Genomic DNA, 25,200 nt, shown 5'->3' on the forward strand with positions numbered 1-25,200 from the left:
TTGCTTCTCCGAGCGGCAGGACACCTTTTTCAATGGAAAAGGTGTCCTGCCGCGGATCACAAGTTTCCCGCTTTCTTGAAATCCAGATATCGTGACACCAACTCGGCACCCAGCGCGTCGGGGATCGAGTCCAGTACAAGGATTCCATGAGAAGTTAATCGTTCACGAAGCGCAAATCGGGCATTCAAATAATCTACTGCGCCACAATAGGCAAGCGCGTCGGGTACGGATTGCACGGGACTGTGCCGTAAATTGTCGAGTGAGCCCTCGCGTAAGCTCGCTATCAATATCCGGTGCCGCACGTTCAATCGTTTGACGGCACCCAGTAACTCTTCATTCTCCTCATCCCGCAGATTAGTCACCAGCACCACCAACGCCCGGCGCTTCTGTCTGGTCAACAACTGGTTGGCCGCCGCGAGGTAATCGGCGGGTTTTTTCGAGGACTCCAGATCGTAAACAGCGTTGAGCAACACCTTGAGTTGCCCCGCACCTTTGACCGGTGCAATAAACCGCGGCTGATCGCTGGCGAAGGTCGACAAGCCCACCGCATCCCCTTGGCGCAACGCCACATAACTCAACAGCAAACACGCATTCAACGCGTGATCGAAATGCGACAGCTCGCCGTCCTGACTGCGCATCTGTCGTCCGCAATCGAGCATGAAAACAATCTGCTGATCCCGTTCGTCTTCATACTCCCGGGCAATCGGCGTGCGATGGCGGGCGGTGGCTTTCCAGTCGATCTGACGCAGGCTGTCGCCTTCGCGAAATTCCCGCAGTTGATGGAACTCCATCCCCTGGCCACGGCGTTGGCGCTGGCGTACGCCGAGTTGGCTGAGCCAGTTGTCGACCGCCAGCAACTGGCCGCCGTAGAGGCGGGCGAAGTCGGGGTAAACGCGGGTATGGTCGGTGATGTTCAGCAGGCGTTTGCCCGACCACAGGCCGAAGTGGCTCGGCAGGTTGAGTTCGCAGGTTTCGAAGGTGAAATGACCGCGTTTGAGCGGACGCAGGCGATAGCCGATCTGGCTGCGCTGGCCCGGTTGTAGCTCGATGTCGAGCGGCAGATTTTCGTAGCTGAGGCCGTCGGGTACGTGGTCGAAGATCTGAATGGCCAGCGGTTGGTCGAAATAGTGTTCGACCTCCAGCCGGACTTCGCTCCAGCGACCGAGTGCCAGGCTGCCGGGCATCTGTCGGTGCACGCGGGGCGAGGGCTGGTGCCTGAGACGCAGTGCGTCCAGCAGACTCAGCGCAAACAGTGCCAGCAGCAACCCCCAGTTGATCGACAACAGGCTCGAGGGCACTTCCACATCCAGCGCCTGCAACGTGCCCAGCACAATGCCGATGGCCAGCAGGATCGCCAGCCAGATCAACAGCAGGCGCGAGGGTTTCACAGGCGCGGCGCCGGCACTTGGTCGAGCAGTTGCTGAAGGACTTGATCGACTTGCAGCCCTTCGATGTCCAGCTCGGGGGCGAGGCGTACGCGGTGGCGCAACACCGCCAGTGCACAGCCCTTGATGTCGTCGGGAATCACGAATTCGCCACCGCGCAACAACGCTCGGGCGCGGGCGCAGCGCACCAATGCAATGGAGGCGCGTGGCCCGGCGCCGAGGCTCAGCCCCGGCCAGGTGCGGGTGCTGCGCGCCAATCGTACGGCGTAGTCGAGTACCTGATCGTCCAGTGGGAAATCACTGGCGATGCGTTGCAGGGCCTGCACGTCTTTGGCCTGCAACACCGTGCGTAGCGGTTGCACGTCGAGCATGTCCGCGCGGGTCGAGCGGCTGACCTGACGCACCATGTCCAGCTCCTGATCGGCGTCGGGGTAATCCATGCGCACCTTGAGCATGAAGCGGTCGAGCTCGGCTTCGGGCAGGGGGTAAGTGCCTTCCTGTTCGATCGGGTTTTGCGTGGCGAGCACCATGAACGGTTGAGCAATCGGCAGGGCCCGGCCTTCCAGAGTGACCTGACGTTCCTGCATTGCCTCGAGCAGTGCCGCTTGAGTCTTGGCCGGGGCACGGTTGATCTCGTCGGCCAGCAGCAGGTTGGTGAACAACGGGCCTTTGCGCAGTTTGAATTGCTCGGTTTGCAGGTCATAGACAGCGTGGCCGGTGACGTCGCTGGGCATCAGATCCGGGGTGAACTGGATGCGGGCGAACTCGCCGCCGAAGCATTTTGCCAGGGCGCGAACCAGCAGGGTTTTGCCAAGGCCGGGAACGCCTTCGAGCAGCACATGACCGCCAGCGATCAGCGCGGTCAGCACGTCGTCGATCACCGGGTTCTGGCCGATCAGCGCCTTCTGCAATTCGCCGCGCACCGCTTGCGCCAACTGACTGGCTCGGTGACGCTGCTGGGCCGCGTGGCTGGGCGAGCCGGGTTCGATGTGTTCGGTCATAGCGAGTTCCTCAAGGCTTGCAGGTGGGCGACCTGACGGCAGAATTCGGCGCTGGACATGCGCCGCTTCGGTGCCGGGCTCAGGGCCTGGCTGATGGCACGGGTCGGCTGATGGGTCAGGCGTGACAGGGCCAGCCATTGTTCGGCGACGTTCAATTGGTCGAAACCGGGATGACGATGACGGGCGCGGCGCAAGACGTCCTGCTGCAAGGCTTGCAGCAGGGTATGTTGACCGTTGTGACGGAGGATGAAGTCGGCGCTGGCGCGTAGGTGTTCCATCAATTCCCGACGACCGCTGGGGGCAGGTGCCTGCACCGGGCCATGGCGCATGCCGACGTGCCACAGCCACAGACCGATCAACGCGAACAGGGCGACGATGGCTTGTGGGAAGTAGCGCCAGAGCAGGGTCAGCAGACCGTCATGTTCGGTGTTGTACAGCAGCGTCACAGCGGTATCGGCGCTCAGATACCAGAGCAGCCACGCGTTGTCGTGTTGCGCAATCGCCGGGGTTTTCCACAGGTCGGCATCGGTGACCACGGTGATCGAGCCGACGCCATAGGGCAGTTGCATCATGTGCGTGGCACGGGCGCTGTTGGCCCAGGCCTGCGCGAGGTTTTTCGGGTCGTCGAGGTGGAACGCGGTGTCGAACCCGGCGTAGGCGGGAGCGTCTTCGTCTTCCAGATAGAGCTTTGTCAGGTTGGGGTAGGGGTCTTCGTCGGCATCCGGCGGCGGGTCTTTCAGATCCTTGCTCAGGGACTGATGCAGTTGCACGCGGTCAAGCAGCAGGTCATTGCTCTGGCCCGTCTTCTCATCCCAGATCGATTCTGCGACGAACACCAGTCGTCCGCCGGCCCGGGCCCAGTTCAAGACTTGATCGACCTGGCGCGGGGTCATGTTCGAGCGGTCGTTGAACAGCAGCAGCGTGTGTCGGCGGGGGTCGATCTCGGGCAGCACGGCGAGGCTTTCGGCATGACCGAGGTCTATCCCGCGACCGCGTAGAAACATCTCCGCCGCCAGATAAGGATTGGCTTGCGCGGCGGGGGAAGGGCCGTGATCGACCACGGTCTGGTAAGGCGTGGCCTTGAGGTACAGATAAACGCCCAATACGCCCAACAGGGCGACGATCAGCGCGCCGACCAGCCAGAGTGCGCGCCGGTTCAACGGGCAGCTCCGTGGCCGAACAGGGTGCGCCAGCCATCGCACAATTCTTGTTGCAGATGCGCCGCCGGCACCCTGTGCCCATACGCCATGTTTTGCCAGTGGCCGGTGAGATGTCGGCTGTAGGCGAGCAGATCCGGACGCTGCAAGTGTTCGATCCGGGCCAGAACTTCGCTTTCAGTGTCGGAGGGTTTCAGGGTCAGGTTGAAGTCGTGCAGCAGATGATTGAGCAACGCCCGATACAGCAGGCCGAGCGCCGCGCGGGGCTGGGTTTGCCAGAGTTGCTCGGCGCTGGCGGCGATGTCGTCGGGCAGGGTTTCCCGGCTCAGGTCGAGGCCGAAGGCTTGCTGTGGTACGGGGCGTTTTATTCGCTCAGGCAGTCGCTGGTGACGGCTGACAAACGTGCGCAGAAATTCGCGATAGCGCCAGATCAGCCAGCCGAGCGCTCCGATCACGACGGCCCACAGCAACACTTCAATGGCCTGGGCCAACCCGTTCAGGTGCTGACCGTTGAGCCAGCCCAGCAAGGTTTTCAGCCATTGCGGTGCCTTGCCGTCCTTGGTTTTTTCGGTGGTGGCGGGGTCTTCGCCAAAGCGGTAACGGGTGACGGTTTCCTTGTTCTTGAACGGCGGTTGTTCAAGCAAGGCCTTGATGCTGTCGCGGGATGCCTGACTGGTCAGTGGCTGATTCAGGAGTCGGGGCGCATCCGGGGCCGTGGCAGGGTCGGCAGCCCATGCCGAGGGGACTCCAGGCAGCAGCAGACAGACCACCAACAGAAAACCGAGTGCGCTGCTGTTCAGACGCTGGCGCAAACGGCGGAACACCAGTTCGATGTCCCAGGCTTCGAGCGCGGTGCGCCGGTTCAGGTAGAGGCTGAAACCGCAGGCGACGTAGATCGGTTCCCAGATCACCAGTATCAGTGCATAGAAGGCATTGGTCAGATGTTCCAGCCAGCGCCATTGGTGGTCGGCCGCGAAGATCAGGCTTTGCCAGTCCCAATCGGTTTCGACCTGTTGTGGCAAAAGCAGGTAGAACAACACCATCAGGCCAATCCACAGCGCCGTTTCCAGATGGACGCCGATAATCGTCAGCCACTGAGCAGCGCCGGCATTGCGTTGCAGCAATACTCGCAAGCGCTGCTGGCGTGCGAGGCCGCCCAAACCTTCGAGTTGCACCACCGGCATCAGGAAGCTGCGACTGAAGCTCAATCGCCGCCAGGTCAGGCTCGCCAGCAACTGCGGTTTGAGCAATTTTGGCCATTGGCGTAATGCCTGTTTCAAGGTGGGCGTTTCGCCGAATAGCGCTTTGGAAAGGATGTACAGCGGCAAGCGTTCGTACGCCGGTTTCAGCCACCAGAAGATGAACACCGCGAGCGACGGCGAATCCCACAGAAGCAGGCTGAGCACCGCGAACAGGGGCAGGGTGACGATGGCCCAGCTGGTCATCAGCAAGCGCCGATACTGCTGGCTCATGAGCACGCCCAGGTCCATGGCTTCCCAGGTGCTGCGCGGACGGATCACCACGGTCGCGTCACTCAGGCGCATGGCGGGTCCTTCCGGCGAACAGCAGGTACGTCGCCACGCAGAGCCAGAGTCCGGCGCCGACCAGGAATTTGGTTTGCGGCGTGACGCCGATACGTGACGACCAATAAGCCTCGATAAACGCGGCAATCAACAGAAACAGCATCACACCGCAGATCAGCAATACGCTCTGGCGGGCTGCGTGTCTCAAGGCCTCGCCGCGTGTCAGGCGTCCCGGTGCGATCAACGCCCAACCCAGTTTCAGCCCCGCCGCCCCGGCCAGGGCAATGGCGGTGAGTTCGAAGGCACCGTGCCCGATCACGAAGGACCAGAAGGTCTGGCCGAAGCCCATTTCACTCAGGTGCCCGGCCACGGTGCCGATGATCAAACCGTTGTAGAGCAGGAAAAACGCGCTGCCCACGCCCAGCAGCAAACCGCTGGCGAAGGTCTGAAAGGCGATGCCGATGTTGTGCATGATGTAGTAGCCGAACATCACCCAGTCTTCGCTGGCGGCGCGTTCGGCCGAGCGCCCGAGATGGCCGGAGGCGGGGTCGTACATGCTCTGCATCTCACGCACCTGATCGGCGGGGATCAGGTTGTAGACCAGCTCCGGGAACAGGTACACCAGCAACCCGAAACCGATGAGGCTGCCGAAAAAAAGCAAACCGGCAGCCAGTACGAAGCGCCATTCGGCGCGTACCAACCGTGGAAATCCGGCCAGGATGAAGCCCAGCAGGTTGGCGCCGAGCTGGCTGCGGTGACGGTAAAGCTGTTGATGGCCACGCAGCACCAGTTGCTGCAGCGAATCGACGAGAAAACTGCTGTAGCCACGTTCCTGCGCCAGCGCCAGATGTTGGCAGAGTCGCCGATAGGCCTTGGGAAATTCGGCCACCTGCGAAGTGTTCTTGCCTCGTTCCAGGCGGTCGAGGGAGAGCGTGAATCGCTCCCATTCGGCCTTGTGGCGGGTTTCGAAAAGGCTTTGCTTCATGTCGGCCCCAGCAGGCCGCGGGCGATACCGTTGAGTTCGCCGACGGCTTTCGGTGCGCTGATGTGCAACGGCTGAGCCAGCAGCGCCGCGAGTTCATTGACCCGAGCGGTCGACAGTTCACCCTGACGCTCGGCGAAAGCGAGCAGGGCGCGTTGTTCAGTCAGGGTCAGCGGGATTGGCGAGCGGCGGGGTTCGGCATCAGGCAACTGCGGACGCTTGAGCGGGCGTTCGCTGTAGATCACCAGCGTGCCGGCGGCAATGTCGCCGAGGCGTTTGAAGGTCGGGTGTTGCAGACAACTGATGGCGCCAAGGAAATAGCCGAACGGCATCAGGTCGACAAAACGCAGCAGGTTGCGCAGCAAGGAGGCCGACCAGCCGACCGGCGTGCCATCGTCGTGCACCACCCGCAGGCCCATCCATTGCTTGCCCGGCGAACGGCCCTGACGCAGCACTTCGAACAGCACCATGTACCACCAGCTCACGGCGAACAGCAGCAGTGAACCGAGACCGATGCCGAGTTTGCCGAGCAACGCCAGCAGCAGAAACAGCAGCCCCATGATCAACCCGCGCAAACCCAGATCGATGGTGAACGCTATAGCACGAACCATCAGGCCGGCGGGACGCAGCGGCAGGTCGATGCCTTCCGGCGTTTCGACCTGGTGCCGCGTGTCCAGTGACGGGGCCAGCGTTGCTTTCCTTGGCGGTGCTGTGGTCTCGAGCATGGGCTACCTGATGTTGCCGGATCGGGATGCAAGTGAATCCGATGCTAGCAGTCTCTCGGGGGAAAACGACATAACTATGTCATACACATCGTTCAACCAAATGTGCCCGAATGATGCCGCGCTGGCCGTGACAGCCGTCGAACGCCTAGACTTTGCCGATCTTCAGTTCAGGAACCGCCCGTGACTTCCATCTTCTGGTACGACTACGAAACCACCGGCATCAATCCCCGAAATGACCGTCCGTTGCAGGTGGCCGGGATCCGCACCGACCACGAACTCAACGAAATCGACGAGCCGGTCAATCTTTACTGCCAGCCCAGCGAAGACATCCTGCCGCACCCGGCGGCGTGCGCAATCACCGGTATCACCCCGAGCCGTCTCGCCGAGCAAGGCTTGAGCGAGGCTGACTTCATGACCCGTGTTCACGCCCAGCTCGCGGCTCCCGGCACTTGTGGTGCGGGGTATAACACCTTGCGTTTCGACGACGAGATGACCCGCTACAGCCTGTATCGCAACTTTTTCGATCCTTACGCCCGTGAATGGCAGGGCGGCAACAGTCGCTGGGATCTGATCGATGTGGTGCGTGCCGCTTACGCGCTTCGCCCCGATGGTCTGGTCTGGCCGACCGATGATGAAGGCAAGGTCACGCTCAAGCTCGAACGCCTGACCGCCGCCAATGGCATCGATCACGGCAATGCCCACGAAGCCCTGTCGGACGTGCGCGCCACCATTGCCCTGGCCCGGTTGATCCGCGAGAAGCAGCCAAAGCTCTATGACTGGCTGTTCCAGCTGCGCAGCAAACAGAAGGTTCTGGACCAGATTCGCCTGTTGCAGCCGATGGTGCACATTTCCGGACGCTTCTCGGCGGCACGCAGTTATGTCGGTGTGGTGCTGCCACTGGCCTGGCATCCGCGCAACAAGAACGCGTTGATTGTCTGTGATCTGCACCTGGACCCGCAGGGCTTGCTCGATCTGGATGCGCAGACATTGCGTCAGCGTCTGTATACCCGTCGTGAGGATCTGGTCGAAGGCGAGTTGCCGGTGCCGCTCAAGCTTATTCACATCAACAAGTGCCCGGTGGTGGCGCCGTTGTCGGTGCTGAGAGCTGAAGATCAGCAGCGTCTGGGTCTGGACATGGCGCTGTATCAAGCGCGTGCATTGCGACTAAGTGACGCACAACAAGTTTGGAAAGATAAAGTCTCGGCGATTTATGCCAGCGAAGATTTCACCCCGAGTGAAGATCCCGAACAACAGTTGTACGACGGATTTATCGGAGATCGCGACCGCCGACTATGTGAGCAAGTGAGGACGGCAGATCCTGCTCAATTAGCGCGAGAGCAATGGCCGTTCGATGACGAACGTTTGCCTGAATTGTTGTTTCGATATCGAGCACGTAACTTTCCCGATACGTTGAATTTCGAAGAGCAAGAGCGGTGGCAAATCTTTTGCCGGCAGCGCTTGTCCGAGCCTGAATGGGGTGCCCCTAATACCTTGCAATCTTTTACAGAGGCCGCAGATCAATGGCTGCTTAGTGCCACGCCATTACAGCGTGAGGTGCTGGTTGAATGGCAGAATTATGTCCAGGCATTGCGCAAACGTTTGAATCTTTGAAATCGAACATGTCCGTCGCTTGAACGACGGGCATAAAAAAACGCCAGCGGATGCTGGCGTTTCTTTTGGTGTCGCAGACGGGTCTGCGACAAGGGTTGCGGCTTAGCCCAGCAGGGTAGCCCAGCCTTCAACCACGTCACCGCCCCACTTGGCTTTCCACTCTTTCAGAGTCTTGTGGTTGCCACCTTTGGTTTCGATGACTTCGCCGTTGTGCGGGTTTTTGTATTGTTTAACTTTGCGTGCACGCTTGGTGCCGGTAGTTTTTACTGCGCCGCCACGTGGGGCCTTGGTTTTGGACTCTGGATCCAGCAGCGCGATGATGTCACGCAGGGATTTGGAGTATTCGCCCATCAGGGTGCGCAGTTTGCCTTCGAATTCCAGCTCGGTTTGCAGTTTGTCGTCTTGCGACAGGTTCTTCAAACGGGCTTGCAGCTCTTTGATTGCTTCTTCGGTGGCACGATATTCGTTGATCAAGGACATGATTACTACCTTATTGGGAGTGCGCGATGGCAGGGGACAGTGCGGCAATAATAGTCAGGCTGTTTCATCAAGTAAACATTTAACCGGGGTTTTTATTTGGATTAGTTACGTTGAAAAGCCATGAATTGAATATTCAGTTAAATAATGTGATGCAGTCTTCACAGATATTCACAGCGATCGCTTGGTGCAGGGCTATTACTGCGCCATCATTCTGGCGTTTGCCGGTGTCAAAAAACGTGCAGTGAGGCCGGGCGGGGCTCAAGGCTCATGAATACTGCAGTTTTGCGGCGTAGTCGCTAGAATGGCCGCCTTTGCGAAGTTCTGGAGTTTCCCCCTCATGCGCACTTTTCGGCTGGTGATTTCTTGCCCGGACCGCGTTGGCATCGTTGCCAAAGTCAGTAACTTTCTGGCGACCCACAATGGCTGGATCACCGAAGCGAGCCACCACTCGGACAACCAGGTCGGCTGGTTCTTCATGCGTCACGAAATCCGCGCCGACTCCCTGCCTTTCGGTATCGAGGTGTTACGCGAGAAGTTTGCACCGATCGCCGAAGAGTTCTCGATGGACTGGCGCATCACCGACACCGAGCAGAAAAAACGCGTGGTGCTGATGGCCAGCCGTGAATCCCACTGCCTGGCCGACCTGCTGCACCGCTGGCACAGTGATGAACTCGATTGCGAGATCTCCTGCGTGATCTCCAACCACGACGACCTGCGCAGCATGGTCGAGTGGCACGGCATTCCTTATTACCACGTCCCGGTCAATCCGCAGGACAAGCAACCGGCCTTCGACGAAGTATCGCGTCTGGTCAAACAGCACGATGCCGAAGTGGTGGTGCTGGCGCGCTACATGCAGATCCTGCCGCCGGACATGTGCCGCGAATACGCGCACAAGGTCATCAACATTCACCACAGCTTCCTGCCGTCGTTCGTCGGCGCCAAGCCATATCACCAGGCGTCGCTGCGCGGCGTGAAGCTGATCGGCGCAACTTGCCACTACGTGACCGAAGAGCTGGACGCCGGCCCGATCATCGAGCAGGACGTGGTGCGCGTCAGCCACAGCGACAGCATCGAAGACATGGTGCGTTTCGGCCGTGACGTCGAGAAGATGGTGCTGGCCCGTGGTCTGCGTTATCACCTGGAAGACCGCGTGCTGGTGCACGGCAACAAGACCGTCGTGTTCTGATCGAACCTTTCGGTTGAAAAACAAAGGGCCTGGGCGTTCAATCGCTTCAGGCCCTTTTTTACGCCTTGTTTCAGCCCTTGAGGACATGCCCATGAGCGATCCACTGGACAAAGCCACCTCCAAAGCGCCCGCCACCCTGGGCGAGGGCTGTCTGAGCCGGTATGACCCGGGTGACCTGGGCCCGGAAGATGGCACGGACTTCCCCGACGCCGCCGCGTTGTGGGAACAGCTCAATGAAGAGAAACCGGACGACACTAAACCTGGCGCACCTTCATCAGCTTCCTGAGCAATGGGCGACCGAGCATCAGCATGAAAATCGGCCCGCCCACCAGCAGGTAGAAGTAAAACGTCATCGCCCGCCAGATCAGGATCGCTGCCGCTGCGGTGGAGGCGCCCACCATGGGCGCCAGCAGCGCCGCCGAGGTCAGCTCCGCCGCCCCGGCCCCGCCCGGCAACAGGCTGAACTGTCCTGCTCCCAACGAAAGCATCTGAATCAGAAACGTCCAGGCCCACTACACGTCCGCTCCCAGCCCGCGCAGCGCCAGATACAGCACGCTGTAACGCAGTGACCAATGCACGCACGTCAGGGCAAACACCTTGAACAGTGTTTGCCGAGGCAGTTTCAGGGCATCGGTGAACGCCGCGAGAAAATGCAGCAGCTTGCGTGCCCAGCGCCGCCGCGTAGCGGGTTGCACATTCATGCGCATCAGCAGCCGGCCACTCAAGCGAATCAGCATCCGGTGATAACGCGCCACCAGCACGCAACTGAACAGCCCGCCGAACAGCGATATGGCGCTGACAGTCAGCAGCCATTCCATCCGGTCGCTCAGATGCTGGAACAGCGCATAAATCAGAATCCCGCCCAATGCACACAGGAAGAACAGGAGGTCGCTCAACTGATCCATCGCAAACACCGCGCTGCCCCGGGCCGGGCGCACGCCGCTACGGGCCAGCAGCGCCATGATCGTCAGCGGTCCGCCGGTGCCGCCGGGCGTGGCGCACCAGGCGAACTCGGCGGCCATGACCACGCCGAGGCTTTTCAGCGGTGTGACCCGTTCACGCTGATCGCCGAGCAGCAATCGCAGGCGCAAGGTATTGATGCCCCAGCAGAGCAAAATCATGGCCAGCAGGATCGACAGCCAGTGCAGAGGAAAGGCTTGCAGCCGAGTCCAGGTTTCACCGCCGCCCAGTAAGGAAGGGATCAGTACGGCGGCCAGCAGACCGATCAGCAACAGAATGCCGCGACTCATGCGTGAAGTCCGTGTTGGCGTGCCAGCGTGGTTTCAGCGATATGCACAGCGAGTGCCCCTCCGCTTGTTGATGTCCCGTGTTGACCTTTCTCCAGAATAGATGTTCGGTCGGGATATGCGGTGGGGTGGGGGAGGTTTTGCGGGAGGTGAAGATGTCTTCGCGGACTGTACCGCGAAGACATCCGGGGGAGCGGCTTAAATCCGGAAGCTGCCAACCAGTTGCTTCAGCCGCGAAGCCTGCTGCTCCAGATCCGAACAGGCACGCAACGTCGCCTGCAAGTTCTCCACGCCTTCCTGGTTCAGCGTATTGATCTCGGTGATGTCGACGTTGATCGATTCGACCACGGCGGTCTGTTCCTCGGTGGCGGTGGCCACCGACTGGTTCATGCCGTCGATCTCGCCAATCCGCTGGGTCACGCTGTTCAGGCGCTCGCCGGCGAGGTTGGCGATCTCTACGCTTTCCTGGCTATGGCGCTGGCTGTCGCTCATGGTGCTGACGGATTCGCGGGCGCCGACTTGCAGCTCCTCGATCATGGTCTGCACCTGTTGCGCCGACTCCTGAGTGCGGTGGGCGAGGTTGCGCACTTCGTCCGCCACCACGGCAAAACCGCGCCCGGCTTCACCGGCCCGCGCTGCCTCGATGGCCGCGTTGAGTGCCAGCAGGTTGGTTTGCTGGGAAATGCTGGTGATCACTTCCAGAATCTGGCCGATGTTCACGGTTTTGCTGTTCAGCGATTCGATGTTGCTGCTCGAAGCGCTGAGCATGCTCGACAGTTGATTCATCGCCTTGATGCTGCGATCAACCACTTGCTGGCCGTCTTCGGCCAGACCCCGGGCGTCGCTGGCCTGGGTCGAGGCCTGCGCGGCGTTACGGGCGATCTCCTGGGCTGCGGCACCGAGCTGGTTGATCGCGGCGGCCACGCTGTTGGTGCGCGAGGCTTGCTGGTCGGAGTTGTACATCGACGAGTTCGAAGCGGCGACGACCCGCAGGGCGACTTCGTTGACTTGCCCGGTGGCGGACGACACTTCGCGAATCGAACCGTGAACTCGTTCGACGAAGCGGTTGAAGGCGGTGCCGAGTACGCCGAATTCGTCCTGATTCTGGATGGTCAGGCGCTTGGTCAGGTCGCCTTCGCCGTCGGCGATGTCTTCCATGGCGCGGGTCATGACGTGCAGCGGCTGGATCAGGATGCGGATCAGCATGCCGAGCAGGGCGATGATGATGGCCACCGCAATCACGGTCGCAATCACGGCCGAGGTGCGGAACTGGCTGAGCATCGAGAAGGCTTTGTCCTTGTCCACCGACAGGCCGATGTACCAGTTCACCGACGGCAGACCCTTGATCGGGGTGAAGGTGACGATGCGGGTCTTGCCGTCGACGGTGACTTCACTGAAGTCGCTGCTGATGCGCGGCGTGTCCTGCGGATAGGCTTCCCTGAGCGATTTCATCACCAGGGCTTTGTCCGGGTGCACCAGGATCTTGCCGTCGGCGCTGACCAGGAACGCGTAGCCCATGCCGGAGAAGTCCCGGGCGCTGAGGGTGTTGATCAGGGTTTGCAGGCTCAGGTCGCCGCCCACCACACCCACGCTCTGACCGGCCTTTTTCGCGGCGGTGGCGATGGAAATGATGGTCTGACCGGTGGCCGCGTCGATGTACGGTTCGGTCAGGGTCGAAGTGCTGCTGCTTTCGGCACCTTTATACCAGGGGCGAACCCGTGGATCGAAACCGTCCGGCATCTTCGCATCCGGACGGATGGTGAAGTGGCCGGTGGCGTCGCCAAGGTAAGAAGCCATGAACGTCGAAGTCAGGGCTTTCTGTTCCAGCAGGCTGGCAACGGCGGCAGGTTCGGGATTGATGGCGATGTTCTGTGCAGCGTTCTCGATCAACAGGATGCGCCCGCTGAGCCAGGTCTGGATGTTGTCGGCAGTGACCTCGCCCATCTCGTTGAGGTAATTGTTCAGGTCATCGCGGATTGCATTGCGCTGTAGCCAATCGTTGTACAACGTGAACGAGGCGAAGGCGGCAATGACGATGAGGGCGGCGGCAAGCAAAATTTTATGGCTGAAGCGTAGATTTTTGTTCATGGCTTGGGGTTCCGCTAAGGTCTTAATGTCCAGGGCGTGCTTTTATAAAGGCGCGCAAAATGGGCAGGTGTGAAAGCTGAGTGATATTTCCGTCTCTCCTTAGGGAAATCACGGACCGGACTTTTGATCGGGTCTCTCACTCCTCTTTATCGGCCATGCTCGACAAAGATTAACTATTGGGTGACCAAATGCCTGACTCCTCGCAACTCGTTATCGGCGCCGATCTCGCCGGGCAACCGATCGCCCAGGCGATGCGCCTGGCCAACCGACACGGACTGGTGGCCGGCGCGACCGGCACCGGCAAGACCGTCACCCTGCAACGGCTGGCCGAAGCGTTCAGCGACGCCGGGGTCGCGGTGTTCGCCGCCGACATCAAGGGTGACCTGTGCGGCCTCGGTGCCGCCGGCAATCCCCAGGGCAAGGTCGCCGAGCGCATCGCCGGCATGCCGTGGCTCAACTACAAGCCTCAGGCTTATCCCGTGACCTTGTGGGACATTCACGGTGAATCCGGTCATCCGCTACGCACCACGTTGAGCGAAATGGGGCCGCTGCTGATCGGCGCCTTGCTGGAATTGACCGATAGTCAACAGTCGGCGCTGTACGCGGCGTTCAAGGTCGCCGACCGCGAAGGCCTGTTGCTGCTGGACCTGAAGGATCTTAAAGCGCTGCTCAACCACCTCAAGGACAACCCGCAGCTGCTCGGCGAAGATTCGGCGCTGTTTACCACCGGCTCCAGTCAGGCGCTGTTGCGGCGCCTGGCCATTCTTGAACAGCAGGGCGCCGAAGCCTTGTTCGGCGAGCCGGCGTTGCAACTGGAAGACATTCTGCAACCGGCCGCCGACGGTCGCGGGCGTATTCATTTGCTCGATGCGAGTCGTCTGGTGCATGAAGCGCCGAAGGTCTACGCGACGTTCCTGCTGTGGTTGCTGGCCGAGCTGTTTGAGCAATTGCCGGAGCGCGGCGATGCCGACAAACCGTTGCTGGCGCTGTTTTTTGACGAAGCGCACTTGTTGTTCGGCGATACGCCCAAGGCCCTGCAGGAACGCCTGGAGCAAGTGGTGCGGCTGATCCGTTCCAAGGGCGTCGGGGTGTATTTCGTCACCCAGTCGCCGGGCGATTTGCCGGACAACGTGCTGGCGCAACTGGGTTTGCGGGTGCAGCACGGTTTGCGAGCATTCACCGCCAAGGAGCAGAAATCCCTGCGGGCGGTGGCGGATGGGTTCCGGCCGAATCCGGCGTTCGATACGTTGTCGGTGTTGACCGAACTTGGAATTGGCGAGGCGCTGGTCGGCACCTTGCAGGAAAAAGGCACGCCGGAAATGGTCCAGCGCGTGCTGGTGGCGCCGCCGCAGTCGCGGATCGGGCCGTTGACCGAGACCGAACGCACCGTGCTGATTGCCGGTTCGCCGTTCAAGGGCCGCTATGACAAGCCGATCGATCGAGAGTCGGCCTATGAGATCCTGATGGGACGCAAGGGGCTGGCACCGGAGGGCGAGGCCGCGCCAGGCAAACCGGCGGCAGAGGAACCGAGCCTGGCGGACAAGGCCGGTGAGTTTCTTGGTACTGCCGCAGGGCAGGCATTGAAATCGGCGATGCGTCAGGCGGCGAACCAGCTGGGCCGGCAGTTGGTGCGGGGATTGATGGGATCGTTGCTCGGTGGCAGCAAGCGCCGTTAAGACCAGAGGGGGCGAGCCTGCTCGCTCCCGCAGGGATCAGGATTTGGCTTTGGCGTGTGCCGCAAGTCGCTCCAGCGCCGCCCGCAAATTCGGATCGCTGATCCCGTCGGCGGTCGACTGAATGGTCGCCGCCGCATCCGTTGACAGATCCATCGTGTGCCCGGCTGCTCTTGGCTGAATGACAGGTGGTCGCACCGAGAATTTGATCCGCGTCAGGCCGGCGAACTCGTCGAACATCTGCAGTTGCCGCAGCAGGCGTTTTTGCTGGTAGCGCAGGCGTGTGGCCCAATGACCATCGGTGACCACCAGCGACAGTTCGCCTTCGCGCCACTTGGCCACATGACAGTGCTCGCGGGCGGCGGGTTGCAGCTGGCTGTCGAGTAGTCGCTGCAGATGGGCCAGGCGTTGAGCATGGCCGAGGATGGCTTTCAACGGCCTCGCTTCGCGTAGCAGAACGGCGGGCGCTCTGGCTGTAAGAGGGCGAAATGCCATGATCCAACACCTGAAGTTGCAAAGGCGCCATGGTAGCAGATAGGCCCCATTTCACTCGCCCATTGCTTTTGTCACTGCTTTACCCATTAAATCAACAACTAACTTCTGCCTCCAATGGCTTGAAGTTGAGCAAAACGCCCCTATTTTAAGTGAGCCCCGTCAAAGCGCAGTGCCAGCATCGTGGAATATCGCCACTTTCCTCACCACCGTTTCCGGGTAGAATGCTCGTTCGCATGCGGCCATGAGGGCTGCACGGGCGACTCACGGGGCCGCCCTCCATCCCTTTAGTGTGGAAGATCCTGCCGATATGTTTGCGCCTTTGTTAAAGAAACTTTTTGGAAGCAAGAACGAGCGTGAAGTCAAACGCATGCTCAAGACGGTGCAGCTCGTCAATGCCTTCGAAGAGAAGATGGTCGCCCTCTCGGACGATCAACTGCGCGCCAAGACCGCAGAGTTCAAGGACCGCATCGCCAAAGGGGAAACCCTCGACAAGCTGTTGCCGGAAGCTTTTGCGGTCGCCCGCGAAGCCGGCAAACGCGTCATGGGCATGCGTCACTTCGACGTCCAGCTGATCGGCGGCATGACCCTGCATGAAGGCCGGATTGCCGAAATGCGTACCGGTGAAGGCAAGACCCTGGTGGGTACCCTGGGCGTTTACCTCAACGCGCTGTCCGGCAAGGGCGTGCACGTTGTGACCGTGAACGACTACCTGGCCCGCCGTGACGCCAACTGGATGCGTCCGCTGTATGAATTCCTCGGCCTGACCGTCGGCATCGTGACGCCGTTCCAGCCGCCGGAAGAGAAACGTCTGGCCTACGCCGCCGACATTACCTACGGCACCAACAACGAATTCGGGTTCGACTACCTGCGCGACAACATGGCGTTCAGCATGGAAGAGAAATTCCAGCGCGAACTCAACTTTGCCGTGATCGACGAAGTCGACTCCATCCTCATCGACGAAGCGCGTACTCCGCTGATCATTTCCGGTCAGGCCGAGGACAGCTCCAAGCTGTACATCGAGATCAACAAACTGATCCCGAAACTCAAGCTGCACGTCGAAGAAGTCGAAGGCGTCGTTACCCAGGAAGGCCACTTCACCGTTGACGAGAAGACCCGTCAGGTCGAACTCAACGAAGCCGGTCACCAGTTCATCGAAGACCAGCTGACCAGCATCGGTCTGCTGGCCGAGGGCGAGAGCCTGTACTCCGCGCACAACCTGAGCCTGCTGACTCACGTTTACGCCGGCCTGCGTGCGCACAAACTGTTCAACCGCAACGTCGAATACATCGTGCAGGACGGTCAGGTCGTACTGGTCGACGAACACACCGGCCGTACCATGCCGGGTCGTCGTCTGTCCGAAGGCCTGCACCAGGCCATCGAAGCCAAGGAAAACCTGAACATCCAGGCCGAGAGCCAGACCCTGGCATCGACCACGTTCCAAAACTACTTCCGTCTGTACGACAAGCTGTCCGGCATGACCGGTACGGCCGACACCGAAGCGTTCGAATTCCACCAGATCTATGGTCTGCCGGTCATCGTGATCCCGACCAACAAGCCGTTGGCCCGTAAGGACTACAACGACCTGGTGTTCCTGACCGCCGAAGAGAAATACGCGGCGATCGTCAATGACATCAAGGAAAGCATGGCTGCCGGCCGTCCGGTGCTGGTGGGTACTGCCACCATCGAAACCTCCGAGCACATGTCCGCATTGCTCGTGAAGGAAGGCATCGAACACAAGGTTCTGAACGCCAAGTTCCACGAAAAAGAAGCCGAGATCATTGCACAGGCCGGTCGTCCGGGCGCCCTGACCATCGCTACCAACATGGCCGGTCGTGGTACCGACATCCTGTTGGGCGGCAACTGGGAAGTTGAAGTTGCGTCGCTGGAAAACCCGACCCCTGAGCAGATTGCCCAGATCAAGGCCGACTGGCAGAAGCGTCACCAGCAAGTGCTGGAGTCCGGCGGCTTGCAGGTGATCGCGTCCGAGCGTCACGAATCCCGTCGTATCGACAACCAGCTGCGTGGCCGTGCCGGCCGTCAGGGTGACGCCGGTTCGAGCCGCTTCTACCTGTCGCTGGAAGACAGCCTGATGCGCATCTTCGCCTCTGACCGGGTGAAGAACTTCATGAAAGCCCTGGGCATGCAGTCCGGTGAAGCGATCGAGCACCGCATGGTGACCAACGCCATCGAGAAGGCGCAGCGCAAGGTTGAAGGCCGCAACTTCGACATTCGCAAGCAATTGCTCGAGTTCGACGACGTCAACAACGAACAGCGTAAAGTGATCTATCACATGCGTAACACGTTGCTGGCCGCGGACAACATCGGCGAAACCATCGCTGATTTCCGTCAGGACGTACTGAACGCCACCGTCAGCGCGCACATTCCGCCGCAATCGCTGCCTGAGCAGTGGGATGTGGCCGGCCTGGAAGCGTCGATCGCCAGCGACTTCGGTGTGAAGCTGCCGATTCAGCAGTGGCTCGACGAAGACGATCACCTGTACGAAGAAACCCTGCGCGAGAAGCTCATGACCGAGCTGATGGCGGCGTACAACGAGAAAGAAGACCAGGCCGGTGCCGACGCACTGCGCTCCTTCGAGAAGCAGATCGTGTTGCGCGTTCTGGACGATCTGTGGAAAGACCACCTGTCGACCATGGATCACCTGCGTCACGGCATCCACCTGCGTGGTTATGCGCAGAAGAACCCGAAGCAGGAATACAAGCGCGAGTCCTTCACGCTGTTCTCCGAGCTGCTGGATTCGATCAAGCGCGACTCGATCCGTGTGCTGTCGCACGTTCAGGTTCGCCGCGAAGATCCGGCCGAAGAAGAGCAACGCCTGCGTCAGGAAGCCGAAGCACTGGCCGCCCGCATGCAGTTCGAACACGCCGAGGCTCCTGGCCTGGAAGCGCAACCGGAACTGGTCGGTGAAGAGGTCGATGTGGCCCTGGCCACCGCCCCGGTTCGCAACGAGCAGAAGCTGGGCCGCAACGAACTGTGCTACTGCGGTTCGGGCAAGAAATTCAAGCATTGCCACGGGCAGATCCAGTAAAACCCGTTTCAATCGCTGAAATACCCGCGCCGCGACCGGCACCAGCCGTCGCGGCGTTTTGCCATTTACACCACCGCCACTACGCTTGGCGGTGCTGACATCATTGAGTAAGGAGCGCATTCATGGCTGTTGGTCTTGGTCCTTTGCCAACGTTGCACCCGGTTGCCGGTTTTGAACTCGGTATCGCTTCGGCCGGCATCAAGCGCCCTGGGCGCAAGGATGTCGTCGTGATGCGCTGTGCCGAAGGTTCCACCGTGGCGGGCGTGTTCACGTTGAACGCTTTCTGCGCCGCGCCGGTGATCCTGGCCAAGAAACGCGTGCAGAACGCTGTGCGCTACCTGCTGACCAACACCGGCAATGCCAACGCCGGCACCGGCGAACCGGGCCTGGCCGCCGCCGAGCGCACGACCGCGAAGCTGGCTGAACTGACCGGCGTCGATGCCAGCCAGATCCTGCCGTACTCCACCGGCGTGATCGGCGAGCCGCTGCCGGTCGAGAAGATCGAAGGCGCCTTGCAGGCTGCGCTGGACGATCTGTCGGAAAACAACTGGGAAGCCGCCGCCACCGGCATCATGACCACCGACACCTTGCCAAAGGGCGCCAGCCGCCAGTTCCAGCATGACGGCGTGACCATCACCGTCACCGGCATCAGCAAGGGTGCGGGCATGATCCGTCCGAACATGGCGACCATGCTTGGCTACATCGCCACCGACGCCAAAGTCTCCCGCGACGTGCTGCACAACCTGATGCTGGACGGCGCCAACAAGTCGTTCAACCGCATCACCATCGACGGCGACACCTCGACCAACGACTGCTGCATGCTGATCGCCACCGGCAAGGCTGCGCTGCCGGAGATCACTCGCGCCGAAGGCGAGTTGTTCGCCAAGCTGAAACAGGCCGTGTTCGAAGTGTGCATGGACGTGGCTCAGGCCATCGTGCGTGACGGCGAAGGCGCGACCAAGTTCGTGACCGTTGAAGTCAACGGCGGCGGCAATCATCAGGAATGTCTGGACGTCGGCTACACCGTGGCTCACTCGCCGCTGATCAAGACGGCACTGTTCGCCTCCGACCCAAACTGGGGCCGTATCCTCGCCGCCGTCGGCCGTGCCGGCGTGCCGGATCTGGACGTGAGCAAGATCGACGTGTTCCTCGGCGACGTTTGCATCGCCAGCCGTGGCGCCCGCGCTGCGACCTACACCGAAGCCCAGGGCTCGGCAGTGATGCAGCAGGAAGAGATCACCATCCGTATCGAACTGGGTCGCGGCGATTGCAGCGAAACCATCTGGACCACCGACCTGTCCCACGAGTACGTGAAGATCAACGCCGAATACCGCACCTGATCCCTGCCGGAGAGGGAGGTCTGCGGACCTCCTTTTCTTCTGTCCCATGAAAGGACCCGAACATGAGCCTTCACCTGATCATCGGCGACAAACTGCTTTCCTCCTGGTCCCTGCGCGCGGCACTGGCGCTTGAACTGACCGGCGCGCCCTACACCGAAGAACTGATCAAACTCGGCAAGCCCGACACCCGCGAGCGCCTGCTCAAGCATTCGCCCACCGGCAAGGTGCCGCTGCTGACCACCGCACGAGGCACCATCGCCGACTCTCTGGCGATTGCCGAATACCTGGCCGAACAGTTTCCATCCGAACAACTCTGGCCAACCGATATCGCTGCTCGCGCCCAAGCGCGTTCTGCGTGTGCACAGATGCACAGTGGCTTCTTCGCCATGCGCAATCACATGCCGTTCAACCTGAGCCACGACGCACCGCTCAATCCGGTGCCGCTGGAAGTGAAGGTCGATGTCGAGCGTATGCTCGCGCTGTGGGCCGAATGCCGTGCCGTGGCGACCGAACAGGGGCCGTTCCTGTTTGGTCGCGTGTCGCTGGCCGATGCGTTCTTCGCGCCGATTGCCGTGCGCCTGCGTACCTATCAGGTGCAGTTGCCTGCCGTTGATCAGGCTTATGTTGAAACCGTCTACCAATGGCCAGCCTTCAAGGCCTGGCAAAAGGCCGGACTGGAGGAGTTGCAGTCGTGAAACGCGTACACGTCGCTGCTGCCGTCATTCGAGACGACAGCGGCAAAATCCTGATTGCCCGCCGCGCTGACACCCAGCATCAGGGCGGTCTGTGGGAATTTCCCGGTGGCAAGGTCGAGACCGATGAATCGGTGGAAACCGCGCTGGCCCGTGAGCTGCACGAAGAGTTGGGTATTGTCGTCGGCGCCGCCCGCCCGCTGATCAAGGTTCGCCATGATTACCCGGACAAGCAGGTGTTGCTGGATGTCTGGGAAGTCTCAAGCTTCACCGGCGAACCCCATGGCGCCGAAGGTCAGCCATTGGCCTGGGTGTCGGCCAAGGAGCTGACGAATTACGAATTCCCGGCAGCCAACCAGCCGATCGTGGCGGCGGCGCGTCTGCCCGCTGAATACCTGATCACCCCGGAAGATCTGGAAACCCCGGCCTTGCTGCGCGGTATCCAGAAGGCGATTGCCAGTGGCATCAAACTGATCCAGCTACGTGCGCCCAATGGTTATGATCCGAAGTACCGCGATCTGGCGGTGGACGCGGTAGGCCTGTGCGCCGGCAAGGCGCAGTTGATGATCAAGGGCCCGTTCGAGTGGCTGGGGGATTTCCCGTCCGCTGGTTGGCACATCACCACGGCGCAACTGCGCAAGTACGCGGCAGCGGGGCGCCCGCTACCGGCGGAGCGCTGGTTGGCGGCGTCCTGCCACAATGCTGAGGAATTGGCGCTTGCCGAACAGATGGGCGTGGATTTCGTCACCCTGTCGCCGGTGCAGCCGACTCGGACTCATCCGGATGCCCAGCCGCTGGGCTGGGAACAGGCTTCGACACTGATCGAAGGCTTCAGCAAACCGGTATTCCTGCTGGGCGGCGTCGGCCCGGCGGAACGCGAGAAAGCGTGGAATGCCGGGGCTCAGGGTGTGGCGGGGATTCGGGCGTTCTGGCCTGAGGCCTGAACGGGCATCTGAACACTCCCGCGCCTGGCGTGGGAGTGTTCAGTTTTCGGGTTTCGCCGCGGGTTGCCACAGAACCTCGGCAATGCCCTGGCGCCGCGCAATCAGCCTCGCCGCCACAAACAACAGATCCGACAATCGATTGATGTAAGCCAGGCCAACCCCGGCCAACGGTTCGATCGCATTCAAATGCTGGCAACGCCGCTCGGCACTGCGCGCCAGGCTGCGGCACACATGCGCCTGGGCAATCAGCATCGAACCGCCGGGCAGAATGAAGCTCTCCAGCGGCCCCAATTCCTCGTTCCAGACATCGATGGCCGCTTCCAGCCGTTCGATTTCTGCCGTGTTCAGCGCCTGATATTCCGGCATCGCCAACTCGCCACCGAGGTCGAACAGTCGGTGCTGGCAGGGCGCCAACACGTCGATCAATTCGTTGAGCCCGGGGCAGGCCTCGCGCTCGGCAATCAATCCGGCCAGCAGCACGCCGACCTGACTGTTCAATGTGTCGACCTCGCCAATGGCTTCGATGCGTGGGTGATCCTTGGGGACGCGGCGACCATCGCCGAGGCCGGTTTCGCCTTTGTCGCCGGTGCGGGTGTAGATCTTCGACAAGCGAAAGCCCATGGTTTACCTCGGTAGTTGATTGGTTTCTGCGGCGATGGGTGCAGGTTGCGTGAGCGGCAGGCGCAGGGTGAAGCAGGTGCCTTGCCCTGGTGCCGACTGCACTTCCATTTGCCCTTTGTGATTGTTGGTGATGATGAAATACGACACCGACAGCCCGAGCCCCGTGCCCTGGCCGATTTCCTTGGTGGTGAAGAACGGCTCAAAGGTACGTTTGCGCACGTTCTCGCTCATGCCGATGCCATTGTCTTCGACCTGAATTTCGGCCCACGGCGGATTGAGTCTGGTGCGCAGGATGATCCGTCCCGGCTCGCTGTCGTCTTCGCGCAGATGGATTGCTTGCGCGGCGTTTTTCAGCAGATTGAGCAGCACTTGTTCCAGCTCGTTGGCGGTGCCGGGAACCGGGCCCAGCGCCGGGTCGAACTGGCGGATGATCGCCTGACCCTTAAAGTCGAAGCCGATCGCCAGGTCGAAATCGTTGCCAGCGATATCCACCGCTTGATCGATCAGCGCCGGTAGGTCGCAAGGGGCCATCTGCCGCGTGCTGCGGCGGCTGAAACTGAGCATGTGGGTAACGATTTTTGCCGCCCGGGCACCGGCCTGCTGAATGCCGTCGAGCAATTGCGGGACTTCCCGGCCTTGCAGGTAGCGGTTCACGGTATCCAGCTCGATACCCAGTTGTTCGGCCTGTTCGAGGTTCTTCGGCAGGTCGGGCGACAGACGTCTGCGAATGTTCTGTACGTTGTGCAGGATCGCCCCCAGCGGGTTGTTGATCTCGTGGGCCATACCGGCAGCGAGGCCGCCGACCGAGAGCATTTTTTCCGACTGCACCATCATGTCCTCCAGAGAGAGGCGCTGGGTGATGTCGTCGATCCGGATCACTACGCCACGCCCGGCACCACCCATCAGTGGATAGAAAGTCAGGGCGTAATGCTTGGGCTCGTCGTCCTTGAACCAGGTCACCCGCTCTATTTTCGCCACAGTATGCTGCTCGACGGTTTGCTTGAGCTGCGGCAGGAACGGCTTGAGCGGTTCGAACGCGAGGAAGATCGGCTGGTTCAGCGCTTCGTCCAGCCGTGTGCCGGAGAGGGCGCTGGCCTCCTGGTTCCATTGCGTGACATAGAGCTGCTCGTCGAGGGCGATCAGTGCCGAAGGCATGGAGTCGATGATGCTGTTGAGGTAGTTCTGAAAGCCTGTGAGCTTCTTCTCGATCTTGCTGCGCACCTGGACTTCCAGCTCCAGTTTGCGGTTGGTGTGGCGGGTTTCTTCGGCCAGTCCCTGCGCCTGATCGTAGGCAGCTTGCGAGTCGTCGCGGGCACGCTTGAGCTGCTGCTCCCGGGCCTCGATGCGCGAAAGCATGGTATTGAAGGCCTCGGCCAGACTGCCAATTTCGTCATGGTTGCCGCGTGAGGCCCGCAGGGCGTAGTTCTCCTCTCGGGTCACCTGGCGGGAGAGTTCTTCGAGTTGGTGGATTGGCCGGGTGATCAGGCGTTTGATCTGGCGGGCAATCACCAGCCACAACAGCACGCTGAAGATCAGGATCCCGAGGCTAGCCGTCAGGGTGCCGGTATAAAACGCCATCGGCAGTTCGCTGCTGGCCACCAGCAACAGATGACCCGGCGCAGTGCCGGGGCGGGGCAGGGTAATCAGCTGGTTGCTGCGAAACTCGGTGAGTTGCCAGGCTTCGATGTGCCGGTAGCGCTCCGGCAGGTTGAGCTTGTCGCCACGTTGTACCTGCGCGATGCGATCGCCCTTGCCGTCATACAGGGCGGCAGCGCGCAGCGGTGAATAGCTGTCGAGTTCCTTGAGCAGGCGTTCGGCGCTTTGCGGTGACTGCAGCGCTTCGGCGACCAGGCTCGGGTTCGATACCAGTCGGCCAATGGTCTGCAGCGCCTGAGGCGCCATGCTTTCCTGGGAGATGTAATAGGCCGCGCTGATGAAGGTCAGGTTCGCGACCAGTAACACGGTGGTCAACAGCACCAGCAGGGCGGCCAGCAGTTTCTGGCCGACCGGCAGGTTTTCGAGGCGCTGGCGCAATGGCATCAGGTTTATCGCAGCAAAGGAACAAGTGGGCAGCGTAGCCGCTGCTCAGTCGACGGGCAATCCGAGACTGTGCAGATGCGCGGTCAGGCGCTGCTGCAATTGTTTCAGATGCGGCAGGTTGAGCTGGTGCCGCTGCGCAACCTTGCAGGCATGGCCCAGCAGGTAGCTGATTTCGGTGCGGCGTTTGCTGGCCACATCCTGATACATGGACGAGAAATTGGCTGCGGTGGCCGAAATCACCCGTTCGACTTCCTGTTGCAGGTTGTCCGCCGCTGCGGGCTGGCCGCAACGCTCCAGCAACTCGGTCAGCTCGGCGCACAGCGTGGCAACTTCGCAGTGATGCTCCTGCAATCCACCGTTGCGGCAGTCGTGTAACACCGTCAGCGGATTGATTGCACAGTTGAGCGCCAGTTTTCGCCACAGACGGGTGAGGATGTCGGCGCTCCATTCATGAGGAATCTTTGCCGCTTCCAGATCATCCAGCCAGAACGGTGCCACAGGATGGCCGGCATCGCCGAGCCAAGTGTAACCGTGGCCGGCGAACACCACTCGCCAGTCGCCATCGCGAAACGCGCCTTCGGTGCTGGAGGCGCTGATGCAACGGGCTTGCGGGACTTGCGCGGCGACCGCTTCCTGACTGCCGAGGCCGTTCTGCAGAAGAATCAGTTCTGCATCCGGCGTCAGGCGATGAGCGACACTGGCCACGGCGCCTTCGGCGTCGTAAGCCTTGCACGCCACCAGCAGGCGACGGATCGGCTCGGGACTGTCCGGGGTCTCGCCGGGGATGGCGTAGCTGCTGGCCGCGCCTTGTTCAACCAGGGTCAGGCCGCCCGCCGTCGCATAGTCATGCAAACGATCGATATCGCGCAGGATCAACCGGACCGGCAATCCGGCCCGGGCCAGACGCGTGGCCCAGAGTGTGCCGAGACTTCCGGCGCCGAGGACATGCCAGGGGGTGGACATC

General features: G+C 61.1%; 20 protein-coding genes and 1 pseudogene. 8 read left to right on the plus strand and 13 right to left on the minus strand.

The features are described from left to right. Nucleotides 1-56: 56 nt before the first annotated feature. From JJN09_RS14025 to JJN09_RS14050, 6 genes are read right to left on the minus strand one after another with little or no spacing between them, the layout of a single operon-like run. The gene (locus JJN09_RS14025) at nt 57-1,388 is read right to left on the minus strand and encodes a DUF58 domain-containing protein (protein WP_249490644.1); all 1,332 of its coding nucleotides are present in this window, start codon (nt 1,386-1,388) and stop codon (nt 57-59) included. After that, on the minus strand, nt 1,385-2,386 hold the full coding sequence (locus JJN09_RS14030) for a MoxR family ATPase (protein WP_249490645.1): 1,002 nt from the start codon (nt 2,384-2,386) through the stop codon (nt 1,385-1,387). Before JJN09_RS14030 ends, JJN09_RS14025 begins: the two co-directional genes overlap by 4 nt. Next, entirely contained in the window at nt 2,383-3,546 is a 1,164-nt protein-coding gene (locus JJN09_RS14035) for a DUF4350 domain-containing protein (RefSeq protein WP_249490646.1), read from the minus strand. Before JJN09_RS14035 ends, JJN09_RS14030 begins: the two co-directional genes overlap by 4 nt. Continuing rightward, on the minus strand, nt 3,543-5,087 hold the full coding sequence (locus tag JJN09_RS14040; protein ID WP_249490647.1) for a DUF4129 domain-containing protein: 1,545 nt from the start codon (nt 5,085-5,087) through the stop codon (nt 3,543-3,545). The genes JJN09_RS14035 and JJN09_RS14040 overlap by 4 nt, the downstream gene beginning before the upstream one ends. After that, nucleotides 5,074-6,051: a stage II sporulation protein M gene (locus tag JJN09_RS14045; protein WP_249490648.1), complete on the minus strand. Its 978-nt coding sequence runs from the start codon at nt 6,049-6,051 to the stop codon at nt 5,074-5,076. Before JJN09_RS14045 ends, JJN09_RS14040 begins: the two co-directional genes overlap by 14 nt. Further along, complete coding sequence (locus JJN09_RS14050; RefSeq protein WP_249490649.1) at nt 6,048-6,773, minus strand: RDD family protein; 726 nt, start codon at nt 6,771-6,773, stop codon at nt 6,048-6,050. The genes JJN09_RS14045 and JJN09_RS14050 overlap by 4 nt, the downstream gene beginning before the upstream one ends. Nucleotides 6,774-6,953: 180 nt before the next feature. Between JJN09_RS14050 and sbcB the strand changes: the two genes are divergently transcribed. Then, on the plus strand, nt 6,954-8,384 hold the full coding sequence (sbcB, locus tag JJN09_RS14055) for an exodeoxyribonuclease I (RefSeq protein WP_249490650.1): 1,431 nt from the start codon (nt 6,954-6,956) through the stop codon (nt 8,382-8,384). A 102-nt stretch (nt 8,385-8,486) separates the two neighbouring features. Here the strand turns inward: sbcB and mvaT are convergent, their stop codons facing one another. After that, the gene (gene mvaT / locus JJN09_RS14060; protein ID WP_007933316.1) at nt 8,487-8,864 is read right to left on the minus strand and encodes a histone-like nucleoid-structuring protein MvaT; all 378 of its coding nucleotides are present in this window, start codon (nt 8,862-8,864) and stop codon (nt 8,487-8,489) included. Between the two features lie 337 nt (nt 8,865-9,201). Between mvaT and purU the strand changes: the two genes are divergently transcribed. Both purU and JJN09_RS14070 read left to right on the plus strand, forming a co-directional pair. Next, nucleotides 9,202-10,050 (plus strand): formyltetrahydrofolate deformylase, encoded by an 849-nt coding sequence (gene purU / locus JJN09_RS14065; RefSeq protein WP_249490651.1) that lies wholly within the window; start codon nt 9,202-9,204, stop codon nt 10,048-10,050. Nucleotides 10,051-10,141: 91 nt separating this feature from the next. Then, complete coding sequence (locus tag JJN09_RS14070; protein ID WP_249490652.1) at nt 10,142-10,336, plus strand: hypothetical protein; 195 nt, start codon at nt 10,142-10,144, stop codon at nt 10,334-10,336. On the opposite strand, the pseudogene JJN09_RS14075 reads toward JJN09_RS14070, so the two are convergent. Beyond that, a pseudogene (locus JJN09_RS14075) lies at nt 10,305-11,300 on the minus strand (YbhN family protein). The gene JJN09_RS14070 and the pseudogene JJN09_RS14075 sit on opposite strands and share 32 nt — an antisense overlap. Before the next feature lie 195 nt (nt 11,301-11,495). Next, a complete protein-coding gene (locus JJN09_RS14080; protein ID WP_249490653.1) occupies nt 11,496-13,385 on the minus strand; it encodes a methyl-accepting chemotaxis protein in 1,890 nt (629 codons plus the stop codon). A 188-nt stretch (nt 13,386-13,573) separates the two neighbouring features. On the opposite strand from JJN09_RS14080, the gene JJN09_RS14085 reads away from it, so the two are divergent. Then, nucleotides 13,574-15,061 (plus strand): helicase HerA-like domain-containing protein, encoded by a 1,488-nt coding sequence (locus tag JJN09_RS14085; RefSeq protein ID WP_249490654.1) that lies wholly within the window; start codon nt 13,574-13,576, stop codon nt 15,059-15,061. A 36-nt stretch (nt 15,062-15,097) separates the two neighbouring features. Here the strand turns inward: JJN09_RS14085 and JJN09_RS14090 are convergent, their stop codons facing one another. Then, nucleotides 15,098-15,553 (minus strand): DUF721 domain-containing protein, encoded by a 456-nt coding sequence (locus JJN09_RS14090; protein ID WP_249490655.1) that lies wholly within the window; start codon nt 15,551-15,553, stop codon nt 15,098-15,100. A 307-nt stretch (nt 15,554-15,860) separates the two neighbouring features. Here JJN09_RS14090 and secA point away from each other — a divergent pair, with 307 nt between their 5' ends. From secA to JJN09_RS14110, 4 genes are all read left to right on the plus strand, one after another. After that, on the plus strand, nt 15,861-18,599 hold the full coding sequence (gene secA, locus JJN09_RS14095) for a preprotein translocase subunit SecA (protein WP_249490656.1): 2,739 nt from the start codon (nt 15,861-15,863) through the stop codon (nt 18,597-18,599). Nucleotides 18,600-18,721: 122 nt separating this feature from the next. Further along, nucleotides 18,722-19,939: a bifunctional glutamate N-acetyltransferase/amino-acid acetyltransferase ArgJ gene (gene argJ, locus JJN09_RS14100; RefSeq protein WP_108563086.1), complete on the plus strand. Its 1,218-nt coding sequence runs from the start codon at nt 18,722-18,724 to the stop codon at nt 19,937-19,939. 62 nt (nt 19,940-20,001) lie between these two features. Next, a complete protein-coding gene (locus JJN09_RS14105) occupies nt 20,002-20,634 on the plus strand; it encodes a glutathione S-transferase family protein (RefSeq protein ID WP_249490657.1) in 633 nt (210 codons plus the stop codon). Beyond that, nucleotides 20,631-21,575, plus strand: coding sequence for a Nudix family hydrolase (locus JJN09_RS14110; protein ID WP_249490658.1), 945 nt, complete (start codon nt 20,631-20,633; stop codon nt 21,573-21,575). Before JJN09_RS14105 ends, JJN09_RS14110 begins: the two co-directional genes overlap by 4 nt. 39 nt (nt 21,576-21,614) lie before the next feature. Here JJN09_RS14110 and JJN09_RS14115 read toward each other — a convergent pair whose 3' ends face one another. Genes JJN09_RS14115 through JJN09_RS14125 form a run of 3 tightly spaced genes read right to left on the minus strand, consistent with a single transcriptional unit; the run spans nt 21,615 to nt 25,199 of the window. Next, the gene (locus JJN09_RS14115; protein ID WP_249490659.1) at nt 21,615-22,196 is read right to left on the minus strand and encodes a cob(I)yrinic acid a,c-diamide adenosyltransferase; all 582 of its coding nucleotides are present in this window, start codon (nt 22,194-22,196) and stop codon (nt 21,615-21,617) included. A 3-nt stretch (nt 22,197-22,199) separates the two neighbouring features. Further along, nucleotides 22,200-24,236 carry a HAMP domain-containing sensor histidine kinase gene (locus tag JJN09_RS14120; RefSeq protein WP_249490660.1) on the minus strand — a complete coding sequence of 679 codons (2,037 nt, stop codon included), beginning with the start codon at nt 24,234-24,236 and terminating at the stop codon, nt 22,200-22,202. A gap of 45 nt (nt 24,237-24,281) precedes the next feature. Further along, complete coding sequence (locus JJN09_RS14125) at nt 24,282-25,199, minus strand: putative 2-dehydropantoate 2-reductase (protein ID WP_249490661.1); 918 nt, start codon at nt 25,197-25,199, stop codon at nt 24,282-24,284. Nucleotide 25,200: the final 1 nt, after the last annotated feature.

It is taken from the genome of Pseudomonas sp. HS6 (assembly GCF_023375815.1).
Taxonomy (GTDB): domain Bacteria; phylum Pseudomonadota; class Gammaproteobacteria; order Pseudomonadales; family Pseudomonadaceae; genus Aquipseudomonas.

Coding starts and splice junctions, on each gene's coding strand:
- JJN09_RS14030 (WP_249490645.1), bottom strand. CDS start 2,386: ATGACCGAACACATCGAACCCGGCTCGCCCAGCCACGCGGCCCAGCAG.
- JJN09_RS14040 (WP_249490647.1), bottom strand. CDS start 5,087: ATGCGCCTGAGTGACGCGACCGTGGTGATCCGTCCGCGCAGCACCTGG.
- JJN09_RS14045 (WP_249490648.1), bottom strand. CDS start 6,051: ATGAAGCAAAGCCTTTTCGAAACCCGCCACAAGGCCGAATGGGAGCGA.
- JJN09_RS14050 (WP_249490649.1), bottom strand. CDS start 6,773: ATGCTCGAGACCACAGCACCGCCAAGGAAAGCAACGCTGGCCCCGTCA.
- mvaT (WP_007933316.1), bottom strand. CDS start 8,864: ATGTCCTTGATCAACGAATATCGTGCCACCGAAGAAGCAATCAAAGAG.
- purU (WP_249490651.1), top strand. CDS start 9,202: ATGCGCACTTTTCGGCTGGTGATTTCTTGCCCGGACCGCGTTGGCATC.
- JJN09_RS14070 (WP_249490652.1), top strand. CDS start 10,142: ATGAGCGATCCACTGGACAAAGCCACCTCCAAAGCGCCCGCCACCCTG.
- JJN09_RS14080 (WP_249490653.1), bottom strand. CDS start 13,385: ATGAACAAAAATCTACGCTTCAGCCATAAAATTTTGCTTGCCGCCGCC.
- JJN09_RS14085 (WP_249490654.1), top strand. CDS start 13,574: ATGCCTGACTCCTCGCAACTCGTTATCGGCGCCGATCTCGCCGGGCAA.
- JJN09_RS14090 (WP_249490655.1), bottom strand. CDS start 15,553: ATGGCATTTCGCCCTCTTACAGCCAGAGCGCCCGCCGTTCTGCTACGC.
- secA (WP_249490656.1), top strand. CDS start 15,861: ATGTTTGCGCCTTTGTTAAAGAAACTTTTTGGAAGCAAGAACGAGCGT.
- argJ (WP_108563086.1), top strand. CDS start 18,722: ATGGCTGTTGGTCTTGGTCCTTTGCCAACGTTGCACCCGGTTGCCGGT.
- JJN09_RS14105 (WP_249490657.1), top strand. CDS start 20,002: ATGAGCCTTCACCTGATCATCGGCGACAAACTGCTTTCCTCCTGGTCC.
- JJN09_RS14115 (WP_249490659.1), bottom strand. CDS start 22,196: ATGGGCTTTCGCTTGTCGAAGATCTACACCCGCACCGGCGACAAAGGC.
- JJN09_RS14120 (WP_249490660.1), bottom strand. CDS start 24,236: ATGCCATTGCGCCAGCGCCTCGAAAACCTGCCGGTCGGCCAGAAACTG.
- JJN09_RS14125 (WP_249490661.1), bottom strand. CDS start 25,199: ATGTCCACCCCCTGGCATGTCCTCGGCGCCGGAAGTCTCGGCACACTC.